12 protein-coding genes and 1 tRNA gene are annotated in these 13,821 nt (G+C 55.2%); 8 read left to right on the top strand and 5 right to left on the bottom strand.

Annotation, left to right across the window (positions count from 1 at the left end):
* Window positions 1-2: 2 nt before the first annotated feature.
* On the top strand, window positions 3-953 hold the full coding sequence (locus BFP99_RS06655; protein WP_027603640.1) for an alpha-E domain-containing protein: 951 nt from the start codon (window positions 3-5) through the stop codon (window positions 951-953).
* The gene (locus BFP99_RS06650) at window positions 950-1,753 is read left to right on the top strand and encodes a transglutaminase family protein (RefSeq protein ID WP_027603641.1); all 804 of its coding nucleotides are present in this window, start codon (window positions 950-952) and stop codon (window positions 1,751-1,753) included. The genes BFP99_RS06655 and BFP99_RS06650 overlap by 4 nt, the downstream gene beginning before the upstream one ends.
* A gap of 28 nt (window positions 1,754-1,781) precedes the next feature.
* Here the strand turns inward: BFP99_RS06650 and BFP99_RS06645 are convergent, their stop codons facing one another.
* Window positions 1,782-2,588, bottom strand: coding sequence for a c-type cytochrome (locus BFP99_RS06645; RefSeq protein WP_065924812.1), 807 nt, complete (start codon window positions 2,586-2,588; stop codon window positions 1,782-1,784).
* Window positions 2,589-3,227: 639 nt separating this feature from the next.
* Here BFP99_RS06645 and BFP99_RS06640 point away from each other — a divergent pair.
* The 3 genes from BFP99_RS06640 (at window position 3,228) to BFP99_RS06630 (ending at window position 7,413) form a co-directional block, all read left to right on the top strand.
* Window positions 3,228-4,433: an acetyl-CoA C-acetyltransferase gene (locus BFP99_RS06640; RefSeq protein ID WP_065924811.1), complete on the top strand. Its 1,206-nt coding sequence runs from the start codon at window positions 3,228-3,230 to the stop codon at window positions 4,431-4,433.
* A gap of 15 nt (window positions 4,434-4,448) precedes the next feature.
* On the top strand, window positions 4,449-6,593 hold the full coding sequence (locus tag BFP99_RS06635; protein WP_065946912.1) for a 3-hydroxyacyl-CoA dehydrogenase NAD-binding domain-containing protein: 2,145 nt from the start codon (window positions 4,449-4,451) through the stop codon (window positions 6,591-6,593).
* 94 nt (window positions 6,594-6,687) lie between these two features.
* On the top strand, window positions 6,688-7,413 hold the full coding sequence (locus BFP99_RS06630) for an amidotransferase (RefSeq protein ID WP_027603645.1): 726 nt from the start codon (window positions 6,688-6,690) through the stop codon (window positions 7,411-7,413).
* Here BFP99_RS06630 and BFP99_RS06625 read toward each other — a convergent pair.
* From BFP99_RS06625 to BFP99_RS06615, 3 genes are all read right to left on the bottom strand, one after another.
* Window positions 7,410-8,381, bottom strand: coding sequence for a magnesium and cobalt transport protein CorA (locus BFP99_RS06625; protein ID WP_027603646.1), 972 nt, complete (start codon window positions 8,379-8,381; stop codon window positions 7,410-7,412). The two genes, BFP99_RS06630 and BFP99_RS06625, sit on opposite strands and share 4 nt — an antisense overlap.
* A 143-nt stretch (window positions 8,382-8,524) precedes the next feature.
* Entirely contained in the window at window positions 8,525-9,247 is a 723-nt protein-coding gene (locus BFP99_RS06620) for a lysophospholipid acyltransferase family protein (protein WP_065946911.1), read from the bottom strand.
* A gap of 212 nt (window positions 9,248-9,459) precedes the next feature.
* Entirely contained in the window at window positions 9,460-10,152 is a 693-nt protein-coding gene (locus BFP99_RS06615; RefSeq protein ID WP_065924808.1) for a crotonase/enoyl-CoA hydratase family protein, read from the bottom strand.
* A gap of 336 nt (window positions 10,153-10,488) precedes the next feature.
* On the opposite strand from BFP99_RS06615, the gene BFP99_RS06610 reads away from it, so the two are divergent.
* Window positions 10,489-10,578: transfer RNA gene (locus BFP99_RS06610), tRNA-Ser, on the top strand.
* A gap of 526 nt (window positions 10,579-11,104) precedes the next feature.
* On the top strand, window positions 11,105-11,605 hold the full coding sequence (locus tag BFP99_RS06605) for a type III toxin-antitoxin system ToxN/AbiQ family toxin (protein WP_065946910.1): 501 nt from the start codon (window positions 11,105-11,107) through the stop codon (window positions 11,603-11,605).
* 107 nt (window positions 11,606-11,712) lie between these two features.
* On the opposite strand, the gene BFP99_RS31775 is transcribed toward BFP99_RS06605, so the two are convergent.
* Window positions 11,713-12,708, bottom strand: a complete 996-nt coding sequence (locus BFP99_RS31775; protein ID WP_083221145.1) for a replication initiation protein — start codon at window positions 12,706-12,708, stop codon at window positions 11,713-11,715.
* 222 nt (window positions 12,709-12,930) lie between these two features.
* Here BFP99_RS31775 and BFP99_RS06600 point away from each other — a divergent pair, with 222 nt between their 5' ends.
* Window positions 12,931-13,458, top strand: coding sequence for a hypothetical protein (locus BFP99_RS06600; RefSeq protein ID WP_065946909.1), 528 nt, complete (start codon window positions 12,931-12,933; stop codon window positions 13,456-13,458).
* Window positions 13,459-13,821: the final 363 nt, after the last annotated feature.

The following is a 13,821-nucleotide window of genomic DNA, read 5'->3' as shown; positions in this document are numbered from 1 at the left end:
CCATGTTGAGTAGAACTGCCTCGGATTTGTACTGGATGTCGCGCTACCTGGAACGCGCGGAAAACCTCGCGCGCATGCTCGATGTCAGCTATTCGCTGTCGCTCATGCCCCAGGATGGGCGCGGTGATGGCCTGCATGAACTGGCCATGCCGCTGTTGATCACCGGCACGCTGGATGATTACCGCGAGCGCCACGGCGAATTGCACGCCGAACGCCTGTTGCATTTCTTCGCATTGGATGCGGCCAACCCGGCCAGCATCTACAGTTGTCTCGGTGCCGCGCGGGCCAGCGCCCATGCTGTGCGTGGGCGAATTACTGCCGACATGTGGGAAAACATCAACGCAACCTGGCTGGAGATTCGCGAAATCTCACAGCAGGGCCTCAGCCGCTACGGCATGAGCCGGTTCTGCGAGTGGGTCAAGGAGCGTTCCCATCTGTTCCGGGGGGCGACCTACGGCACCATTATGCGCAATGACGCCTTTCGTTTTATTCGGCTGGGTACGTTTATCGAGCGCGCCGACAACACCCTGCGGCTGCTGGATGCGCGCTATGAAATGGCCGGCGACCAGGCCGAAGCCGTTACCGATGGCACCGCCCACGCCTACTATCAATGGAGTGCCTTGCTGCGCGCGTTATCGTCGTTCGAGGCCTACACCGAGATCTACCGCGACGCCCCAGGTGCCCGGCAAGTCGCGGAGCTGTTGCTGTTGCGCGCCGATGTACCGCGCTCCCTGCGGGCCTGCAGCGAAGAGATCGACCAGATCCTCGCCAGCCTGCCCGGCATCAACGGCCGTCCGGCCCAGCGCCTGGCTGCCGAGATGGACGCGCGCCTGCGGTTTACCGCGATCGATGAAATCCTCGAGGAAGGCCTGCACGCCTGGCTGACCGACTTTATCCCCTTGGTCCGCCAGTTGGGCGACGCCATCTACAGTTCCTACCTGGAGGCCGCATGAGACTCTCCATCAGCCACGAAACCACCTACCACTACGAAGACCAGGTACGCGCCAGCATCCAGTACCTGCGCCTCACGCCCCACGACAGCGAGCGCCAGCATGTGCTCAGTTGGCAACTGGACCTGCCCCGCCCGGTGCGCGCGCAGATCGACCCGTTCGGCAACATCCTGCACGTGCTGACCCTGGACGAACCCCACGACGCCATCATCATTGGCGCCCGTGGCCAGGTGGATATCGATGAGCTGCGTGAGGCTGAACACGAGAGCCAGTCAGCCTTTCCGTTCCTGCGCTGCACCCGCCTGACCGAGCCCGACGACGCCCTGCGCGCCTTTGCGCAACAGCATTGCCACCAGCGTCGTGATCGCACGGCCCTGATCGACCTGATGCACGCCCTCAACCAGTCGATGGTCTACACGCCCGGCGCCACCGAAGTCGACACCTGCGCCGCCCAGGCCTTCGCAGGGCGGGCGGGGGTATGCCAGGACCATACCCATGCGTTCCTGGCCTGCGCGCGCAGCCTGGGCATTCCTGCGCGGTATGTGTCTGGGTATTTGTACACGGAAGACAGCACTCACCTGGCCAGCCACGCCTGGGCCGAAGCCTGGCTGGATGACGCCTGGTACAGCTTTGACGTGACCAACCAACTGGCCCGGCCGGAGCGGCATTTGAAACTGGCCGTGGGCCTGGACTACCTCGACGCTTGCCCGGTACGCGGCATGCGCCGTGGCGGAGGGCATGAGCAGATGCATGCCAAGGTGTTCGTGGCGCCGACGCCGGTGGTCCTGGTCCAGCAGCAATAACCCGCTCGCCACCGAGATCAGGCTGGGTTCAGGGGTGTTGTTTACGCCCCGCCATATGCTTCAAGTACCCCACCAGCAATTCCAGCTCGCTGTCAGGCAACACGCTGGCGGCGAACGCTGGCATCTTTGCCTGCGGCCAGTGCCTCAGGCTCTGCGGGTCGCGGATATAGCGCTTGAGGAAGTCGCCGCTGAAATATTCCGTAGGGTTGTAGGGAACATTCAGGTCCGGCCCCACCTGTGCGTCGCCGGCGCCATTGAGGCGGTGGCAGGCCAGGCAGTTCTTCTGGAACAGCGCAAAGCCCTGGTTGACCGGATCATTCGCAGCCAGCGTCGGGTCGGGCAGCAGCGCCGGAAAACGTTCGGCCACCGTCTTCAACTGCTTGATCGCGCAGATCTGGAACGGCCACTGCTCCGGGCTGATATGCCCGGCCTGCGGATCGGTCCACACCAGGTAGAACGGCCCGGCACTCGGCTTGCCGTCTGCCAATGGGGGCCATGGGTGGGCCGGGTCTTCCACGGCCAGCCAGGCGCGGGCACCGTTTTTTTGCAGCAACGGTGCAGCCGTCAGTTCGGCGGCGAAGCCATCCAGGGCAACGGCTTGCAGATGATTATCGGGCTGTAGGCCCGGCAGGAGCACTGCCAGCGGTACTGCGCGATAGGTCATGTTGCGCTTGTAGGAAACGTCATCGACGACCTGCACTGTCTGCGCGTCCGGATGCTTGAGCAGGTCGGCGGTCTGCCAGGTCTTGCGGCTGTGATCCAGCTCGACGGTCAATTGCGCCGCCGAAGCGGGCAGGGCGAGCAACAAGGCAAGGAATGCGAAGATCGGTTTCAAGACGGCGGCCCCGTATTAAGTGGCGATAGGGCCCACGATAGCGGAAAAGTGCAGATAAAAAGGCAGCCCCTGCAACAGGATCGCTATGCACGAAGTCCCGGCAGGTGCTGCCAAAAGCGGTAATCCTGAGGTAAGAACAGGCTCAAGAAGAGGTCACCCAATGACCTTGGTCAAGTTGGGCAAGATCAGAATCAATGTGGTGGCGAACAGAATAAGTCCTGCCTGACGTACTTTCGAATGTTTAAACATGGCTGACTGCCTTTTGTTGTTATTCCTGAGCGTCAAATGCGTGCCGTTGAATATGAGTATCGCAATGTGACGTGTCGCTTTTCTTACAGCTGCTCCAGCAAAACCCGGCAGCAACTTCTTACTGATTGAACCTTAGAGCCCTCGTTCTGCGCGGCTTAGACCCATTTCATATCACCTAATCAGCATTTCAGCTTAAAAAGGCATGAGGCATAACGCCATCTTGGCGCCAATGCCTTGGCTAGACAGCTAAAACGATTAATCCAGCAATTACCTTAGGTGCCTACCGTTCGTCCGAGCGTGGCGGTCAAAAGCAATGAGCGCATCCGTCATTGAAACCGTGTCAATCGGGCCTAAGGTAAGGGCATTACTGCGCAATGGTTCGAGGACGTCATGACCCAAGCTTTGATCTTTGATGCGATACGCACGCCCCGCGGCAAAGGCAAGGCCGACGGCGCCCTGCACAGCGTCAAGCCGGTAAACCTGGTGGCCGGCCTGCTCACCGCGCTGGGGCAACGCAACGACCTCGACACCCAACAGGTGGATGACATCGTGCTCGGCTGTGTCACCCCGGTGGGCGACCAGGGCGCCGACATCGCCAAGACCGCCGCCCTGGTGGCGGACTGGGCCGTCAGCGTCGCCGGTGTACAGATCAACCGCTTCTGCGCCTCGGGCCTGGAGGCGGTTAACCTCGGCGCGATGAAAGTGCGTTCCGGCTTTGAGGACCTGGTGGTGGTCGGCGGTGTGGAGTCCATGTCCCGCGTGCCCATGGGCAGCGATGGCGGGGCCTGGGTGCTCGACCCGCAGACCAACATGCACAGTCACTTCACGCCCCAGGGCATTGGCGCCGACCTGATTGCCACCCTGGAAGGTTTCACCCGCGAGGATGTCGATACCTTTGCCCTACAGTCCCAGCAGAAAGCCGCCAGGGCGCGTGCAGACGGTTCCTTCAACAAGTCGTTGATCGCGGTGCAGGACCAGAACGGCATCGTGCTGCTGGACCATGATGAATTCATTCGCGCCGATTCCACCCTCGAAGGCCTGGGCAAGCTCAAGCCCAGCTTCGAAATGATGGGGCAGATGGGCTTCGACGCCACCGCGTTGCGGGTCTACAGCCATGTGGAACGCATCCACCATGTCCACACACCAGGCAACAGCTCCGGCATTGTCGACGGTGCCGCATTGATGTTGATCGGCTCCGAAGCGAAGGGCCGCGAGCTGGGCCTGCAACCGCGGGCACGCATCGTTGCCACGGCGGTCACCGGTACCGACCCGACCATCATGCTGACCGGGCCGGCGCCGGCCACGCGCAAGGCCCTGGCAAAGGCAGGTTTGCACGTGGAGGACATCGACCTGTTCGAGGTCAACGAGGCCTTTGCCTCGGTGGTGCTCAAGTTCATCAAGGACATGGGCATCGACGCCGCGCGCGTCAACGTCAACGGCGGCTCCATCGCCATGGGCCACCCGCTGGGCGCCACGGGCTGCGCGATCCTCGGCACCCTGCTCGACGAACTGGAGGTGCGCCAGCAGCGCTACGGCCTGGCCACCCTGTGTGTTGGCGGCGGTATGGGCATCGCCACCGTTATCGAACGCCTCTGAGCCAAGGAAGTTGTCATGACCGATGCCATTCGTTACGAAAAAGGCCAGGACCAGATCGTGGTGCTGACCCTCGACATGCCCGGCCAGAGCGCCAACACCATGAACGCCGCGTACCGTGAGGCAATGGCGGCCACCGTCGCACGCCTGCAGGCGGAAAAGGACGACATTGCCGGCGTGGTTATCACCTCGGCGAAGAAGACCTTTTTCGCCGGCGGCGACCTCAATGAACTGATCAAGGTCGACAAGGCCCACGCCCAGGATTTCTACGACAGCGTCCTGGTGTTGAAGGCGCAACTGCGCAGCCTGGAAACCCTCGGCAGGCCGGTGGTGGCCGCCGTCAATGGCGCAGCCCTCGGCGGCGGTTTGGAGATCTGCCTGGCGTGTCACTACCGCGTCGTGCTGGATGACAAGTCGGTGCAACTCGGTTTGCCGGAGGTCACCCTTGGCCTGCTGCCAGGCGGCGGTGGCGTGGTGAGGATGGTGCGCATGCTTGGGCTGGAAAAGGCCTTGCCGTATTTGCTCGAAGGCAAGAAAGTCCGGCCCCAGCAAGCGCTGCAAGCCGGGTTGATCGATGAGCTGGCGGCGGATCGCACTGAGCTGCTGGCCAAATCCCGCGCATGGATTCTTGCCAATCCGCAGGCCAGGCAGCCGTGGGACAACAAGGCCTATCAGATTCCCGGTGGTACGCCGTCTCACCCGAAAGTGGCGCAAATGCTCGCCATCGCACCGTCGATTTTGCGCAGCAAAACCCATGGCTGCTTCCCGGCCCCGGAGAAAATTCTCTGCGCCGCCGTGGAAGGCGCGCAGGTGGATTTCGATACCGCACATGTGATTGAAACCCGCTACTTCACCGAATTGGTCACCGGGCAGGTGGCGAAAAACATGATGGGCACCTTCTGGTTCCAACTCAATGAAATCAACGCCGGCAGCTCGCGGCCTCAGGGCTTTGCACCTTACGTGACGCGTAAGGTCGGGGTGCTCGGCGCCGGGATGATGGGCGCAGGCATCGCCTATGTCAGTGCCTGCGCCGGTATCGATGTGGTGCTCAAGGACATCAATCAGGCGGCCGCCGAGAAGGGCAAGGCGCATTCGACGGCGCTGTTGGACAAGAAGGTCAGCCGTGGGCAATTGACCTCTGAGCAGCGCGAAACCACCCTCGCGCGGATTCATCCTACGGCTTCGGATGCTGATCTGGCCGGCTGTGACCTGATCATCGAGGCCGTGTTCGAAGACCGTGAACTCAAGGCCAAGGTCTCGGCTGCCGCACACAATGTGGTCGGCGCCGACGCGGTGATCGCCTCCAACACGTCTACCTTGCCCATCAGCGGCCTGGCCACGGCGGTGCCGGATCAAGGCAAGTTCATCGGCCTGCATTTCTTCAGCCCGGTGGACAAGATGCCCCTGGTGGAAATCATCAAGGGCGCCCGCACTTCGGACGAAACCCTGGCCCGGGGGTTCGATTTCGTCCTGCAAATCAAGAAAACTCCGATCGTGGTCAACGACAGTCGCGGGTTCTTCACCTCGCGGGTGTTCGGCACCTTCACCCATGAAGGCATCGCCATGCTCGGCGAAGGCGTGGCTGCGCCGATGATCGAGACCGAGGCGCGCAAGGCGGGTATGCCGGTGGGGCCGCTGGCGGTGTCCGATGAAGTGTCCCTCAGCCTGATGAGCCATATCCGACAACAGGCTGCCAAGGATCTGCAGGTTGAAGGTAAAACAGTCCCAAGCCATCCGGCCACGGTGGTAATTGATCTGTTGGTGAACGAGTACAAACGCGCGGGCAAGGCGGCGGGGGGAGGTTTCTACGAGTACCCGGCGGGCGGGCAGAAGCATTTGTGGCCTGAATTGAAAGCGCGCTTTGAGCGAGCCGACCAGCGCATTTCAGCGCAGGATGTGCGCGACCGTTTGCTGTTTATCCAGGCCATCGAGACCGTGCGCTGCGTGGAGGAGGGCGTGTTGATGTCCACCGCGGATGCCAACGTGGGGTCGATCTTCGGGATCGGTTTTGCCGCCTGGAGTGGTGGCGCGTTGCAGTTTATCAACCAGTACGGCCTCAATGACTTCATCGCCCGCGCCCGCTACCTGGCCGAACAGTATGGGGAGCGGTTCTCACCGCCGGCGTTGTTGCTCGACAAAGCTGCGCAGAACACGACCTTCTGACGGTTTTGGGCATGTACGGGGCTTGCCTTGTCAGGGTATTTCAAGGCAGGCTCTGGGGTGTGCATTATTCCCATCACCGTGTCAGGTATTTTTTATGTCGCTACGCGTCTGTATCCTGGAAACCGATATCCTGCGTCCAGGCTTGATCGATCAATACCAAGGCTACGGGCAGATGTTCAAGCGCCTGTTCTCCAAGCAGCCGATTGCCGCCGAATTCGTTGTGTACAACGTGGTGCAGGGCGAATACCCGTCGGACGACGAAGTGTTCGACGCCTACCTGGTGACCGGCAGCAAGGCCGATTCCTTCGGCACCGACCCCTGGATCCAGACCCTCAAGACCTACCTGCTCGAACGCTATGAGCGCGGCGACAAGTTGCTGGGCATCTGCTTCGGCCATCAATTGCTCGCGCTGCTGCTGGGCGGCAAGGCCGAGCGCGCCGGCCAGGGCTGGGGCATGGGCATTCACGATTACAAACTGGATACCAAGGCGCCGTGGATGAGCCCTGAAGTGCCAGAGCTGACGCTATTGATCAGCCACCAGGACCAGGTCACCACCTTGCCGGACAATGCCACGGTCATCGCCTCCAGCGAGTTTTGCCCGTTCGCCGCCTATCACATCGGCGACCAGGTGCTGTGCTTCCAGGGGCACCCGGAATTTATCCATGATTATTCCCGCGAGTTGCTGGAGATTCTTCAGACGACCCTGGGTGAAAAAGTCTACACAAACGGCGTCGCCAGCCTGGCGCGCGACCACCACGGCGTGACCGTGGCGGAATGGATGATGCGCTTCGTGGCGCACAAGCCTGAGGCCCGGGTTTAAAGCCAGCCCGAGCGCTTGAAACTGGCCCACAAGCCCGTGCAACCGAACGCAATAAACCCGAGCACTGCAAAATAGCCGTAGTGCCATTGCAGCTCGGGCATGTTCTGGAAGTTCATCCCATAAATCCCCGCCACCGCGGTGGGGAACGCCAGGATTGCCGCCCACGCGGCAAACTTGCGCTGCACCACGCTCTGGCGCGACGCTTCGAGCAATACACCGATCTCGATGGTCTGGCTGGCGATATCGCGCAGGGTGGTGAGGTCTTCCATCTGCCGCGTGACGTGGATCTGCACGTCACGGAAATACGGGCGCATGTTCTTGTCGATAAACGGGAAGCTCAGCTTCTGCAGTTCCTGGCTGATCTCCACCATCGGCGCCACATAGCGCTTGAGCCGCAGTACATCGCGGCGCAGGCCATGGATCTTCTGGATATCGCGCTCGCTCAGCGAGCTGCACAGCACGTTGTGCTCCAGTTCATCGATCTCGGCGTGGATCGCCTCGCTGACCGGCTGGTAGTTCTCGGTGACAAAATCCAGCAGGGCATAGAGTACGAAATCTTCCCCATGCTCCAGCAATAGCGGCCGCGCCTCACAGCGTTGCCGAACAAAGCCGTAGGACGCCGAATGGCCGTTACGCGCAGTGATGATGTAGCCGTTGCCGGCGAAGATATGGGTCTCGATAAACTCCAGCTTGCCGTTCTCGCGCACCGGTGAATAGGTGACGATAAACAGTGCGTCGCCGAAGGTTTCCAGCTTGGGGCGGCTGTGTTTTTCCAGGGCATCTTCGATGGCCAGTTCATGCAGGTTGAACTGGCGTTGCAGGTTGGCCAGCTCCTGCGCGTTGGGCTCTTCCAGGCCGATCCACACAAAATGCCCGGGTTTGGCGGCCCAGGCCGCGCCTTCGTCGAGGGTGATATCAGTGACTTTCTTTCCGGCGCTGTACACGGCGGCCGCAACAACTCTACCCATGGTGCTGATCACTTCTTATTAGGAGGACAGGTGTTGGGCAGCTTAGCTTGAATGGCGTTCCATTGTTGCTGTTGCAGGCATGTGCTTTTTGTGGCGAGCACGCCTGTTTGCGTCGGCGCACGAAGCACCCGTAAACAAGGGGTTCAGGCAGATTGCACGTCGCGATCCATCGCAGCGATGCATTCATTCATCTGCGCCTGACAGGTCTGCATCAACTGCGGGATGTCATCCGAAGTCAGGCCCACAGTGGGAATCGGCGGCAACGAACGTATGAGCACATCACCGCTGTTCCAGCGATTGAGCTTCATATGGGTGACGTAATTGCTGACACACACCGGCACGATGGGCACGCCAGCGGCGATGGCCATATGAAACGCGCCTTTCTTGAACGGCAACAGGCCTTTGCCCAGGTTGCGCGTGCCTTCCGGAAACACCCAGATCGACGTGTCCTGATGCTGCAACGTATGAGTGGTGGTGAGCATCGCGCGACGTGCCTTGTGCGCATTGCCGCGGTCGATCAGCACATTGCCCGCCAGCCAGAACAACTGGCCGAACAGCGGTACCCATTTCAGGCTCTTTTTGGCGATACACACAGTGCGATGGGGCACCACGGTGCCCAGCACAAACAGGTCATAGTTGGACTGGTGGTTGGCGATGATCACACACGTACCAGGCTTGTTGCGCAGGGAGTCTACATCGGTCTTCACCTTCAGCCGCAGGATCCACATGGCCGGCAGCGCATAGAGACGCGCACACAAGCGGCTGTTGTCCGGGTTGAACGGCCGGCAGGCCCCGAGCAGCACGCCCAGTACACCGGCCACCATAAAGTGCAGGCCCATCAATAACATGCGTAACAGAAAAAGCATCGACACGGCCCATCGGGATAAAAGGTGGCGCAGTGTACGGATGTGCACTGAATTCGGCAATTACCCGTAAAGAGGTAGGAGATAGGCGATGTTTAAGCACATGTTTCAACATGTGCCGATATAGGCAGGCTAGAGTGGCTAAAGATGTTTCGGATTCATTTGTACGAAAAAGCCCGACGCAAGGTCGGGCTTCGATGTTTCGGTTGTAGGGCTTAACTCAGGATATGCCCCTGATCCTGGATGATTGCCTCATCCAACGCCTCCAGCAGCGCCTTACGCACCTTCAGCTTGGTGTGCTTATGGGCGTTCATATTCAGCTTCTTCAACTGACGTGCCGCTTCCAGCGCCGCCGCCTGCAGCTCTTCAGGTGCCACCACCTTGTCGAGGAAACCGGCCTGCAATGCGCCTTGCGGGTCAAACATCTCGGCATTGATCACCGACCGATGAAACGCCGACTTACGCAGACGGTCCCGCGCCAGCTCGATACCGGCGTGGTGCATGGTCATGCCGATCGCCACCTCATTCAGGCCAATGCTGAACGGGCCTTCCACCCCAATCCGATAATCCGCCGACAACAACAGGAACGCACCCTTGGCCACCGCATGCCCAGGGCACGCCACAATCACCGGGAACGGGTGGGACAACAGGCGACGCGCCAACGTCGAACCCGACGTCACCAGGCCGATGGCTTCTTTAGGGCCGGCTGTCATTACCTTCAAGTCATAACCACCCGACAGGATCCCCGGCGTGCCGGTGATGATCACCACCGCCCGATCTTTCTCGGCCTGGTCCAGCGCTGTATTAAACGCACTGACCACATCCGGAGAAATGGCATTCACCTTGCCGTTGCTCAGGGTCAGGGTCGCGATACCGTCTTCGAGGTGGTAAGCAATCAACTCACTCATGACGCGGTTCCTTGTAGGATTTGTTATAGAGAGGCTGTTTATAGCGGCGCATGCGCAGACGTTACCCACCACGCCCGCCCCGGTAAAGCGCCGTGACTGACTACCCAGTCAGACTTTCCCCGCAGGGAGAGCACTGGAAGGCCTGGGGCAGGGCGCAACACCGACCCCAGACCCAGGCCGCCCATGCCCAAGAATGGCAGAATCACCACCCCTTGTCGGGCGACTACCGGCATAGCCGTCTAACCGCATGAAAATTCTGAAAAAAACCTTTGCCATCAGAAAGGCTTTCGACTACATTAGCGCGCCTCGACAGACTGAACTGGTTTGACGAGATACGGTGAAGTGTCCGAGTGGCTTAAGGAGCACGCCTGGAAAGTGTGTATACAAGAAATTGTATCGAGAGTTCGAATCTCTCCTTCACCGCCAAATTAAAAAAATCCTTATAAATCAAAAATTTAAAGGGTTTTGAAAATAGCGATTTGTAGCAGGATTTTGTAGCAAAATTTTTAGCATAAAATTTTGCTCCTGCTGTAAGTCGCTTTTTTTTGCCTGAAAAAAGCTGAATGGCTTCGTTTCCGTCCCTACACCATCCCGCCACCTATTTTTCTGCATTTCTCTGGTGGCAATCACTGGATGATTTGGTATTGTGGACTCTTAAGCTTTGCGGTTTACAGCCCGATATCAGCAGCTTTCGAAGTTGGTAAGGTTGACAGTGGAATGATTTTGTTGTAGATTGAACTCAAATGCCTTAAAAGCATTTTAAAAAAGGTGATTCGCTACCCTAAATGCGAAAGTGAAAAAAAGGCGATTCGCTGCCCTAAATGCGGACTGAAAAAACAGGTGATTCGCTACCCTGAATGCGAGCTTAAAAAAATACCATTAACGTGGTAGGAAAAAAGTGGCTTAAAAGCCACTTTTTTTTGCCTGAAAAAAGTCGAAAGGACTGGCATGGATGAAGCTTTATACTGTAACTGATGCTTACATTGCTTATCTAAAAGGAATTGATTCAAAGGTTCTAAACAATTACGGCGGAATACGCCCTTATGTTGGGATTATCATCGAAATAGGTGGGCATAAATATCTTGCGCCACTCACATCTTACAAAGCCAAACAAGAAAAGCTAAATAATAATCTCCCTACTATTTTCAAGGTTCATGAAAAAGGAGATCCGTCAAATAAGCTGGGACTGATTCAATTGAATAACATGATCCCTGTTCTTGAATCAGAAATAATCCTCATCGACCTCCCTGCACAGGAAGAAAAATATAAGAAGCTTCTCGAGTTTCAAATTGCATACATAAAAAGCGAGCAAGACACGTTAAAGAAGCGAGCGGAAAAGCTATATGAGTTGGTTTCGATAAAAAATCATGCTCATTACTCAGCTCTTAGCTGTGATTTTAACTTGCTTGAGGCTAAATATAGAAAGTTTCCGCCAGCAAATAGTGGAGTTTAAAAATTAGCGGAATTTATACCGGAGTAAAAGAAATGCCTCCGCCACGTTGCTCCCCCTACGGGGCTATTATCCTTGATATAGTAAAACTCCAACTTTTCGTCCGAGCCTCATAAATGTGATGGTTTTCCAAGCTCATACCATTTAGTCCTGCCGATACCTAATTTCTGCCATGGCTTATCATTTGCCAAAATTACCCGTTCTTTTTTCTTTGCTCTATAATAGTAAGTTGATTCAGGTATCCCTTCTTCTTCCCAAGGCTTACCATCGACATAGATTAGATTTGCGGAGCTTTTCTGTCTTGATTGCTTGGCTCTCGCACTTTTCAACTCGTTAAGCCTCTCTGTGGAGAAATGACGATTAATAAAGCGATATACGCTGTCTACGATTGTTTCAACTTCTCTTGTGCCTAACTGGCACTCAAATGTATTGAATAGCATTGCTTGTTCAAGAATGTTTGAGCGTAGTTCTGTTGGGTTGCAACTGTGCCAGTTTGAATATGCCCACAAGCGCAGATTTTCAAATAGCGTGCAATTTCTTCCCGAGGCGAACCCGTCTTCAATTTTCTTTTTCTTTTTTTCGTCTCTCTGTTTTTTAACCAGGTCTTTATCAACAAACTCATTAAGATAATCGAGATCATAAGGAGTGCATTCGTAGGAAAAGATTTTGTAGGAGGATGACTTGAATGGGTTTTTGGTTAAAAGTCCATTGTAATTCATATCGGCTCCAATCCTGACTGCAAGCCCATGCTCAACATCGGAAAAATATTTGATAGGCTTTTGGAGTCCCGTTACGTCGTTTTTGATGGATGTTTTTAGTATGTAGGTCATGTGAGAGCGACCATTATCCAAATTCCTCACAATCAGGTGTGGTGCTGGCAATCCTTTGTCTGCCCAGTCTAATACACTTAAATCACCATCTAAATCGAATATCATAAAATATTTATGAGTTAATGAGTTTGGTTGAATATGGTTTGATTTTAGGGCTGTATCTAATGCGCCTATCTTCTTGCCGAAGTAGTAATCGTTAGTGTGGTAAGGCTTTGGGGGAAGTTTTGACTTGTATTGTTCAAGCGTGTTTTCAAGTCTTAATTGAGCATTATTCATTTTCTCCTCTAATTATTTTAATTGTTTAGGAGAAAAATCAGAGACTGGCTCTTGCTACTTCAACTTGAAATGGTATATTTAATATACAAAGCGTTGAACGTAGAAATTAATAGGTTGGACGCCCCCAATTTCTACTCCTTGTATTAACTTAACATTTACCCCTTAAAGTGCAAATTTTAGGGGGTTTGTTTTTGGCAGCACTAAACGAGCAGAAAGGTAATTATGAAAGATCATTATTTGGATAGCGGCGATTATATAAAATTGGCGTGTGAGTTCGCCGAGGTGGCGATTGGGCGATATGAGGGGCTTGGTATTTACACCGGCGATTACAAGTTAAATGTAGCCCTGACCAACGCGGCAATATCAGCTGAGCTTTTTTTCAAATCAGGCTTAGCTGTTAGAGAATATCAGAACGAAGTCATAGAAACCGGTCGTGAGGATGTGGTTGTTACCATTCATCACAGCACTATAGATTTACCCAAAGTTCAGCGTTCTCATGATCTTATGATTTTATTTAATATGCTACCAAAAAATGAACAGTCATGGATAGTTGGTGCCGTGGTCGGAAAAATAAATCGTATTAGCACAGTAGTTGAGTTTAATAGTTTTCTGAGTGGGGTGAGCAAGCTATTTGTGAGTAGGCGCTATCCAACTGATGGAGTTTCATTTGGCTCCAATGACTATTTACAAGCTGAGTCTTTCATCTCATTCGTGAAAATACTGATGTCACTATATCGCGAAAAAATTTGAATTGCTTAATGGATAAGATATTCTATTAAGAATAACTGTAATACTTGATGAAAAGATCAAAGAAAATTAAAGAAGCGATATTTAAATACGCTCCAGAGATCAATATGTTGATAGTCTCTTTCGCTTTACTCTCAATGGGCATCGTTCATTTTTGGACTAAATAATTTGTTATGGTGGCACAGGCTACGAGAAGAGACATTCCGATTTGAATTGTATTTTTTATACGATTTTTAACCTTTTTCGCTTCATTAGAGTCTTGGTCCCGCGGATTCATGGCGACCGATATTATGGTTAGTGCGACTCCGATTAAGGATGCACCAATTACTGGGAAAAATTGTTTAGGTTGAACAAATACGATTGTTC

The sequence above is a fragment of the Pseudomonas sp. 1 R 17 genome, assembly GCF_900067035.1.
GTDB lineage: Bacteria > Pseudomonadota > Gammaproteobacteria > Pseudomonadales > Pseudomonadaceae > Aquipseudomonas > Aquipseudomonas marginalis.
Note: the sequence above shows the minus strand (reverse complement) of the source record. Positions and strands in the feature narration are given on the sequence as shown.

Bases quoted from the DNA above. Each gene is read 5' to 3' on its own strand.
- BFP99_RS06635 (WP_065946912.1), top strand. From the start codon at position 4,449: ATGACCGATGCCATTCGTTACGAAAAAGGCCAGGACCAGATCGTGGTG.
- BFP99_RS06640 (WP_065924811.1), top strand. From the start codon at position 3,228: ATGACCCAAGCTTTGATCTTTGATGCGATACGCACGCCCCGCGGCAAA.
- BFP99_RS06625 (WP_027603646.1), bottom strand. From the start codon at position 8,381: ATGGGTAGAGTTGTTGCGGCCGCCGTGTACAGCGCCGGAAAGAAAGTC.
- BFP99_RS06615 (WP_065924808.1), bottom strand. From the start codon at position 10,152: ATGAGTGAGTTGATTGCTTACCACCTCGAAGACGGTATCGCGACCCTG.
- BFP99_RS06630 (WP_027603645.1), top strand. From the start codon at position 6,688: ATGTCGCTACGCGTCTGTATCCTGGAAACCGATATCCTGCGTCCAGGC.
- BFP99_RS06655 (WP_027603640.1), top strand. From the start codon at position 3: ATGTTGAGTAGAACTGCCTCGGATTTGTACTGGATGTCGCGCTACCTG.
- BFP99_RS06620 (WP_065946911.1), bottom strand. From the start codon at position 9,247: ATGCTTTTTCTGTTACGCATGTTATTGATGGGCCTGCACTTTATGGTG.
- BFP99_RS31775 (WP_083221145.1), bottom strand. From the start codon at position 12,708: ATGAATAATGCTCAATTAAGACTTGAAAACACGCTTGAACAATACAAG.
- BFP99_RS06650 (WP_027603641.1), top strand. From the start codon at position 950: ATGAGACTCTCCATCAGCCACGAAACCACCTACCACTACGAAGACCAG.
- BFP99_RS06605 (WP_065946910.1), top strand. From the start codon at position 11,105: ATGAAGCTTTATACTGTAACTGATGCTTACATTGCTTATCTAAAAGGA.
- BFP99_RS06600 (WP_065946909.1), top strand. From the start codon at position 12,931: ATGAAAGATCATTATTTGGATAGCGGCGATTATATAAAATTGGCGTGT.